Annotated in this window: 6 protein-coding genes, 2 tRNA genes and 2 pseudogenes; 4 read left to right on the forward strand and 6 right to left on the reverse strand. The window is 66.3% G+C overall.

Features of this window, described 5'->3' with window-relative positions:
- The first annotated feature begins 130 nt into the window (after nt 1–130).
- Nucleotides 131–207: transfer RNA gene (locus FL311_RS38050), tRNA-Pro, on the forward strand.
- A 106-nt stretch (nt 208–313) separates the two neighbouring features.
- Here FL311_RS38050 and FL311_RS38055 read toward each other — a convergent pair.
- The 3 genes from FL311_RS38055 to FL311_RS38065 form a co-directional block, all read right to left on the reverse strand.
- Nucleotides 314–970, reverse strand: a complete 657-nt coding sequence (locus FL311_RS38055) for a hypothetical protein (RefSeq protein WP_194869537.1) — start codon at nt 968–970, stop codon at nt 314–316.
- Nucleotides 971–1,262: 292 nt separating this feature from the next.
- Complete coding sequence (locus FL311_RS38060) at nt 1,263–1,910, reverse strand: hypothetical protein (protein ID WP_141332569.1); 648 nt, start codon at nt 1,908–1,910, stop codon at nt 1,263–1,265.
- Nucleotides 1,911–2,250: 340 nt separating this feature from the next.
- A complete protein-coding gene (locus FL311_RS38065; RefSeq protein WP_141332570.1) occupies nt 2,251–3,426 on the reverse strand; it encodes an IS256 family transposase in 1,176 nt (391 codons plus the stop codon).
- A 151-nt stretch (nt 3,427–3,577) separates the two neighbouring features.
- On the opposite strand from FL311_RS38065, the gene FL311_RS38070 reads away from it, so the two are divergent.
- The 3 genes and pseudogenes from FL311_RS38070 to FL311_RS46365 all read left to right on the forward strand — a co-directional run.
- Complete coding sequence (locus FL311_RS38070; protein WP_194869538.1) at nt 3,578–5,584, forward strand: DNA polymerase; 2,007 nt, start codon at nt 3,578–3,580, stop codon at nt 5,582–5,584.
- Entirely contained in the window at nt 5,581–5,796 is a 216-nt protein-coding gene (locus tag FL311_RS38075; RefSeq protein ID WP_141332572.1) for a helix-turn-helix domain-containing protein, read from the forward strand. The genes FL311_RS38070 and FL311_RS38075 overlap by 4 nt, the downstream gene beginning before the upstream one ends.
- Before the next feature lie 598 nt (nt 5,797–6,394).
- A pseudogene (locus FL311_RS46365) lies at nt 6,395–6,925 on the forward strand (tyrosine-type recombinase/integrase); the annotation flags it as partial.
- 259 nt (nt 6,926–7,184) lie between these two features.
- Here FL311_RS46365 and FL311_RS38090 read toward each other — a convergent pair.
- The 3 genes and pseudogenes from FL311_RS38090 to FL311_RS38100 all read right to left on the reverse strand — a co-directional run.
- Nucleotides 7,185–7,261 (reverse strand) — tRNA-Pro (locus tag FL311_RS38090).
- Nucleotides 7,262–7,357: 96 nt separating this feature from the next.
- Entirely contained in the window at nt 7,358–7,747 is a 390-nt protein-coding gene (locus tag FL311_RS38095; RefSeq protein ID WP_046713974.1) for an integration host factor subunit alpha, read from the reverse strand.
- Nucleotides 7,748–7,846: 99 nt separating this feature from the next.
- Nucleotides 7,847–8,354: pseudogene (locus FL311_RS38100) on the reverse strand (phenylalanine--tRNA ligase subunit beta); the annotation flags it as partial.

The raw sequence follows: 8,354 nt of genomic DNA on the forward strand, positions 1-8,354 counted from the left end.
GCAGGAGGGTGGGGAGGTGGGGAGGGGGAAAGAAAAGGTGATCCGAGGACGTTGACTCAGCCGTGAGGCTCGGGTACTACCGCCGCACTTTCGCCGGTCCCGAGGAGTACCCGCCGGCGGACGGACATATCGGGGAGTGGCTCAGCCTGGTAGAGCACTTGGTTCGGGACCAAGGGGTCGCAGGTTCAAATCCTGTCTCCCCGACCATTCAAAGGGCGCGGAATCCTTGGAGAAATCCTCGGTTCCGCGCCCTTCGTTTTTCCAGGGCCCGGGCGGTCAGCAGCAAACTAGCAGCAAGCGGAGGGGCTCGGCTCTAAGTCCCTTCGGGTCGGCTCACGCAGGACAAGTCGATGTTGAGGCTGTGGTTCCCGTCAATGGTCCAGATGCGGTTCTTATCCACGAGCAGGTCGATCGTGTGCTCGGCGCTGAGCGCAGCCACACTCTCCTGGGAGAGGTTCAGTAGCGATGCCACGTCTTTTCGCCAGCTCCCGTAGTATCGCCGCTTCGGCCCGCCGGCAGCGGTCGGTCGGGGATGGCGGAATCCCAAGTTCCGGTAGCTCGACCTGGCTGGTGCCCCGATGATGCCAGGGAAATGGGCGCAGGCCTCTCTGGCCACGGCCCGTAGGCACTCCTGCTTCGGCCCCAGGGCGCCCCAACCGCCGATCACGGCGACGTAGGGGCCGGCCGCCAGCAGATTGTCCAGTTCGGCTTGGCGCAGAGCGTGGAAGAGGGAGTCCCAACGGGGTGTGTTGTTCGCGAGCGCGGTCACGCGCGGGCCGAGCGCACTGCTGTTCGGCTCGCAGACATCGGTGAGGTTCACGACGACGGCGCGCCCGCAGTTGAGCGCTTCCATCAGCAGGACGGTCTGCGCTTGCGTGGCATCGGGGATCGTAGGCAGCCAGACAGCCATCTCGGGGAGCTGACTCGCGTGGGTGACAATGGGAATGCTCGCGGTGGCGTCCGGATCCATCGGGACACTGGCGCCGGGATTCATGAGGCCGAACAGCAGTGTTCGGTCGTTCGGTTTGGTGTCGCAGAATTCAAGGACAAGCTGGCTGCGGCATCGCTGTCTCTCGCCACTCGCCAAGTCACGAGTGTAGAAGAGCCCGTGGCAGCGAAGTTGCCGCCTGGATATTGCTCCTCGTTTTGGCATGACCCTCTCTTATTCCTGTGCGCTGGTGCGGCTCGAATTCTCTGACACCTTGCCCGACACCTTGCCCATCGGTGGCCAGTCCAGGCGTTTCTCTGAGTAGCCGGCCTCTTCAGGTACGCTCGTAGGCGGCCAGTTTCTCCAGTACCTTTTGGCCGTCGGGCATCGCGGACATGGTCCTCAGGAACACGACATTCCGACTGAGGATCTTCCTGACTTCAGCAGCAGGCATCGGCTTCGACAGCCGCTTGAATCCCTGAAGCTTCTGGTAGTGGGTCTCGTCCGACTTGCCGTCGTAATCCTTGACCAACACCTCTCCCGTTGCGGTTCCGTACGCAACGATCCCCGCTCCGTTCGCGTACAGGAAGACGACATCGCCCTTCTTGAGTCGGTTGATGTTGAATTTCCAGGGGTCATAAAAAGCGGCAGCCACCCCTTCCTGGATCATCCATTCGTGGTCCTCGATGCTGTGCCGCTTGTTGGTGTTCAGCACATGGAAGCCGCACTTCCCCTGCACTTCCCGCTCGGTCGCCTGCTGCTTCTTCTCTTCGTCGGGGTCGTCCAGCTTCAGTTCGCTCTCGGCGGCGTTCACGCCCTCCTCTACCAAGCGCAGCAGCATCTCCTGCTTGGACAAGGACAGATAGTCGGCCAGCCCCTCCACGTACGAGTTCAGTTTGACGGGAAGGCGCAGCGTGGTTGGGACCATCTCCTCCTTCTTCGCGCTCTTCGACTCTCGGATCAGTTCGACCAGCTTGCTCATTGGCGCACCCCCTCTCGGCGTTGGGCGTCACCAATATGCGATGATGCGCGTTTTGATGCAACCGGTGATTCACTGGAGAATTTCCTGGTGCATTATACTGCGATGATCCTTTGGTGCACGAAGCGAGTGGAAATTTGTTGAGGAGAGAGGTGGGGCATACCAGGGCAGGTCGTGCCCATCCTCGCTCGCCTCTGGCGACCAGTAGGAACTACTCGGCCGGAGTGGTCGGCTCGGGTGCCGTGAAGTTGAGTTGATCGAGGCCCTTGCGCATGTCGGTCAAGTCCCGAATCCTGTGTAGTTGGTTCGGAGGGGTTCGGGGGAGGAAGGCTCCTTGGCGGGGTCATTCAGCGGTGTCTGAGTTTGAGTTCAGCAGGGACATGTCGAGGTAGCGACGGTCGTCCCAGACGCCCGTGACTTCGAGGGCGACAGCGGTGATGAGGCGCAGCGCGCTGGCGCGGTCCGGGAAGGCGCCCACGGAGCGGATGCGGCGCTTCACCTCGCCATGGAGGCGCTCCAGGCCGTTGGTGCTGCGCAGGCGCTTCCAGTGGGCCTTGGGGAAGGAGAAGAAGCAGGTGGCGGCGGCGAAGCCCTGGCGCAGGCACTCCATGGCCTCGGGCACCTGGCGCCCCAGTCCCTCCTGGAGGGCCTCCATTCGCTTCCTGGCGTCCTGGAGGGTGGGGGCCTCGAAGATGGCCGACGTCTCTTTGCCCAGCCTCCCGCGCAGCCTCCAGGGGGCCTTGGCGAGCACGTTGCGGGTGAGGTGCACCGTGCAGCGCTGCAACTGCGCCTCGGGCAGGGCCTGTCGGGCCGCCGCGGCCAGGCCCGCGTGCCCGTCGGCGATGACGAGCCTTACGCCCGTCAGCCCCCGCTCCAGCAGTTGGCGCAGCAGCTCCAGCCACGACTCCTGCGACTCGCTGCCGCCCAGAGTCACGGCCAACAGGTGCCGGTGCCCATCCTCTCCCACGCCGTAGGCCACCAGGGCGGAGACGTTCTGCACCGTGCGCGCCCACCGTGCGTCCAGGAAGGTGGCGTCCAGGTAGAGGTAGGGGAAGGCCTGGGTGAGCGGCTGGGTGCGCAAGCCCTCCACCTTCTCTTCGAGGGACTTCGTCACCCGGCTCACCGTCGAGCGCGAGACGTCCTCGCCCATCAGCGCCCTCGTCACCTTGCCCATCTTCCGCGTGGAGACGCCCTGCACGTACGCGCTGGTAATCGCCTCGTCGAGTTCCTCGCTGCGCCGCTTGTAGCGGCCCAGCACCGCCCCCGCCGCTCCGCTGGCCCGGGTTCGGGGCACCGCCACCTCCAGGTGGCCCATGGACGTCAAGAGGCCGCGCAGGTAGCTGCCATTGCGCTGGTCCTTGCGCCCCGCCACCTGCTGCCAGCGCCCCGCACCCACCAGGCCCCGAATCTCCTCCTCCAGCAGCATCTCCAGCGTCATGCGGATGGCTCCTAGGAACAGCCCGCGCACGTCGGTGCGCACCTCCTCGTGCGAGGGCACGGCAAACTCGGTATCGTCCACGTCGGGGAACTCCTCGGCCTCCTCGCCAAAGGAGGACCATCTCGGTTTGGTTTCACCGAGGAGCTTCCCTCTTTTCCGCGCGTCCGTCCTTGCCGACTACACACTTATAGGGACACGACCCGCAAGGAACCAGCCGCGCAAGGTGTACCTCGTGGCGCACTTCGCGGCGGCGGAGATCTCCAAGTTCAAGGACCCGGTGGGCGAGCTACTCATCCATGCCATCGGGAAGGCCCACCACGCCACGATGCCCCGGGTGGCACTCGATGACGGCGAATGGGAGCTGCGGGTGGTGGATCTCTTCGCCTTCTTCGCCGTGGGACTGGAGAAGGTGGCCCTGCTGGTGGGCCGCGAGAAGCTGGCGGTGGACCGCACGGACCTGCGCCGGCTCAAGGAGGAGGACCCGGAGACCTTCCGCCGCTACGCCGCCACGGATGCGGAGATTGTGCTCGAAGCCTTCCTGGCCTTCCGCGCCCAGATGCGCCACCGCTGGGGAGTGGACCCGCTGATGTATCCCTCGCTGGCCTCGCTGACAGCGGCGGCATTCCGTTACGGGTTCCTCCGCAGCACGCCGGCGCCGGTCGAGTACGAGGAGGAGACCTACTCCCGGAAGACGAAGCGGGGGTTCCAAGAGGCGCGGCGCCAGGTGCCGCGCTTCGCTGGAGATCGCGCTGTCCGCATCGCCGCCCTGCGCGCCATCCACGGGGGTCGGGTGGAGGTCTTCATCCGTGGGCTCTACATCGCTCCCCTGGTGGAGCGCGACGTGGTGTCACTTTACCCGAGCGCCGCACGCCTCCAGCCGCTCCCGCACGCGAAGACGCAGTGGCGGCGCGTGAAGTCGCTGGACGAGGTTCGCGAGTTGGAGGGCTTTGGCCGCTTCAAATTCGAGTTCCCCAGGGACACGCGCTACCCGGTGCTGCCGGTGAAGGGCAAGAGCCTGCTCTTCCCTCTGTCCGGGGTGAGCGACGCCACCTTCGCAGAGGTACGCTTGGCCATGCAGATGGGAGCTGAGCTGAAGGTGGTGGAGGCGTACGGCTTCTCTCCCGGCCCACGGGAGCGAGACCACGACGTGGGCCGCTACGTGGAGGCCCTCTTCGGGGAGAAGTCCGCGGCCGAGCGCGGCAGCCTCCAGTACCGGCTGGCCAAGAACATGCTCAACTCCTTCATCGGCAAGCTGGGCGAGCACGAGCGAGGTGGTGGGCTGCTGGCCATCGAGACGGCCCACCGGCGTGCAGGGTTTCCGGCGGGGGCGGCCTCAGCGATGCGGCGCTCGCGCACGCTGCGAGAGCTGATGCGCCAGCCCCCCATGCCGGGCTCGCTGTACGCACCCGAGTGGTACGCCCTCGTCATCGGCCGGGCGCGTGCGTTGATGGCGGAGCTGCTCCAGAAGGGGGCGGTGCTCATTTCCACGGACGCGCTGGTGGCCGGGGCGGATGTGGACTTCAGCGGCCCCGCCCTGGACGCGCTCAAGTCAGTGGGCAGTGACTTCCTCATCGAGCACGAGGCCGATGCCATCGTGACCTCGCGCGCCCGCGTCTACGGGCTGCTCCAGAAGGCAGATGCCATCCGCCCTGGCGAGACGGTCCTCGCCCGGAACGGCACCTGGGCTGTGGTGCGGGTGGCCCGTCACGCATCCATCGAGGACAAGTCGCAGTTCGCGGAGACGCTGCTCATCTGCATCCAGAAGGGCACGGAGGAGGCCGCCCCGGTACGACAGAGAGTCCGCCTGATAAGCGCCGAGGAGGCCGTGCGTGAGGGCAAGCACATCAACGAGGAGGTGGTGGAGGAGGGCCGCACCCTCTTCCGCTGGGACAACAAGAGGCGCCAGGTGAACCGGGACGTCAACATCTTCGTGTCCTGGACTGACACACAGCCCTACGCCTCGAAGCAGCGCAAGCTGGGAGCGGACCACCAGCGCAAGGTGCGAGCCGGGCAGGCCCGCCGGAAGTACCGGCCGGCTGGTCCGCTCAAGCGTCAGCAGGCCGAGAAGCTGCTGGCCTCGGGCGCCGGAGTGCGAAGCGTCGCCAAGAGCACCGGCATTCCCAAGAGCACCGTGGCGGACATCAAACGCCAGCTCCTGGCGAAGAGTAACGGGTCGGCCAAGGCTTCGCTGAGTACGGACGGACACGGAGCGCATCACCCTGGGAGGCGCACGCCATGAAGCTCCCGAGTGATGACAAGAAGGACACGGCGCCCCTGGATGAGGAGGGACTCTGGGACGCCAATGACGTGGCCCGGTTCCTCAAGGCAAGCCGGAGCTGGGTCTACCAGCGGGCTCAGGCAGGGCAGCTCCCGTGCGTGAAGATCGGCGGGCTGCTGCGCTTCGAGCCCGCGGCCATTCGAGCGTTCATCAAGGAGCAGGGGCGCCGCTAACTGGGAAGTGGCGCCCTTCCCCGCCAGCAATAAGGACGGGACCTCTGAGGTTTCAAGATGTAGGAACTATCTGATGGGTTCTATCTACCGCAAGAACGACAAGTGGTACGTCCGCTTCAAGGACGGCCACGGCCGGTGGCGCGACACCGCCACCCAGGCCACCACGAAGACCGAGGCGAAGTCCCTCCTGCACGACCTGGAGGTTCAAACCGACCGCCAGCGGCGCGGTCTGGAGCCCCTGCCCGAGCACCGCAAGCAGGTCACCTTCGGGGAGGCACTGGACGCCTGGAAGACTGAGGTGGGCAGCCGGCTCCGCTCCACCACCATCCTCGGCTTCGGCGAGAAGCACCTGCGTGACGAGCTGGGCCCCCTGGCCCTCAAGAGCATCACGCCCTCGCGCCTGGAGGTGCTGCTCAACGCGAAGACCGAGGAGTTGTCTCCCGAGTCCCTCAACCACCTGCGCGCCCTCCTCCACCGCATCTTCGAGTTGGCGCTCCGGCGAGGACTCTTCTCCGGCCTCAATCCCGCCAAGGCCGTCCCCCGCTTCAAGAAGCCGAAGAAGCTGCCGCAATACCTCAAGGCCGAGGAGGTCCCGCTGATGCTCGCGGCCCTGGAGCGTCGCTGGCGCCCGCTGTTCGCCACGGCGGTCTACACCGGGATGCGCAAGGGCGAGCTGCTGGCGCTCCGCAAGTCGGACGTGGACCTCACTGCGGGTACCGTCGTGGTGGCCCGTTCTCACGCGAGCGACACGACGAAGGGCGGCCACGCGGACCTGCTCCCCATCGCCGAGGGACTGGTGCCCTTCCTGCGCGAGGCCATGGCCACCTCCTCCTCGGAGCTGCTGTTCCCTGCGGAGGACGGCTCGCAGCGTGCGCCGGACTCCGCGCTGCACAAGGTGCTGCGCCGGGCCCTGGGGCGCGCGGGACTGGTGGAGGGCTACAACCACGTCTGCCGGCGCAAGGGCTGCGGCTACGCGGTGAAGAAGAGCCACGCCGTGCCCGAGCCCTGCCCTCGCTGCGGCATGAAGCTCTGGCCCAAGCCGCTCCCTCGCCCGCTGCGCTTCCATGACCTGCGGCACACGACCGCCACCCTGCTGCTCAAGGCGGGCGTCCCGCTGGCCACCGTGCAGCGCATCCTCCGCCACTCGGACCCGGCCATCACCTCGGAGATCTACGGCCACCTCGATGTGGAGGACATGCGCAAGGGACTCAACCTGCTCGCGTTCGGGACCATGGCTCCAGGCCCCAGTGAGCCTGTTCCTCAAGCCCTGCTTGCTGCTGGAGCCGAGCCCGTTCCGCTTGCTGCTAGTTTGCTGCTGGAGTCCGGGAGCCCAAAAGGTGAAGGCCCTGGAGGCTCACGGGAAACCCGCGAATCTCCAGGGCCTTCGATGGTCGGGGCGACAGGATTTGAACCTGCGACCACTTGCACCCCAAGCAAGTGCGCTACCAGGCTGCGCTACGCCCCGAGAACTTCTTTGCGGCCGCCGTCGTGAAACGGTGCGCCCTTATGCCCCTACACAACGCCCAGGTCAAGCAAGAGCAGCAGGGCGCCGTGGAAAAACCTACCCTTCCGAGTCCTCCATTCCCTCCTCGTCGAAGTCCTCGCCACGGGCCTCCGCCGCGTCCGCCGCCGCCTCCTCCCGCGCGTCAATCTCCGCGTGATCCTCGGGCGGGGCCTCGCCGTTCAGCGCGCTCTTCAACACCTGGCTCGGCCGGAAGGTCAGCACCCGACGCGCCGAGATCTCGATCTCCTTGCCCGTCTGCGGGTTGCGGCCCACGCGCGCCTTCTTCTGGCGCACCTGGAAGTTGCCGAACCCGGAGATCTTGATCTTGTCCCCACGCTCCAGCGTCTCCTTGAGCGTGTCGAACACGAGCTCCACGATCTCGGCCGACTCCTTCTTCGAGAAGCCGACCTTCTCGTAGACGCCCTCGATGATGTCCGCCTTCGTCATGCGAATCCTCGGGATGCCCTCACCCTCAACGCGGTGAACGCCCGGCCACTGTTGCAGCCTTCCCGAAGCCAAGTCAACCCTCTGACTTCATTCAGGAATTCAGGCACGCAGCGAAGCACCCAGCCGCTGGTCCACCTCCGAGACGATCCGCTTGTGCGCCTCGTTGACCTCCACGTCCGTCAACGTCCGGTCCGTGGCCCGGTACCGCAGCGCGAACGCCAGGTTCTTCTTCCCCTCGGGAATCTGCTTGCCCGTGTACACGTCGAACACCAACGCGTCCTCCACCAGCGCCCCGCCCACCTCCAGAATCACCTTCCGCACCGCCCCCGTCTCCAGCTCCACCGGCACCAACACCGCCAAATCGCGTAGCACCGCCGGGAACTTCGGCAGCGCCCGGTACTCGGGCACCAGCCGAGACGCCGCGTACAAAGGCTCCGTGTCCAGCTCGAACACGAACACGCCCTCGGGCAGCCCCAGCGCCTTGACCACCTTCGGGTGCAGCTCCCCCACGTGGCCCAGCACCGTGCCGTCCGCCAGCTTCACCTCCGCGCTGGCTCGCGGGTGGTACGCCGACGGCCCGCCCAGCGACCAGGTGACGCCCTCCACC

Source organism: Myxococcus sp. AB025B (assembly GCF_006518215.1).
GTDB classification, from domain to species: Bacteria; Myxococcota; Myxococcia; order Myxococcales; family Myxococcaceae; genus Myxococcus; species Myxococcus fulvus.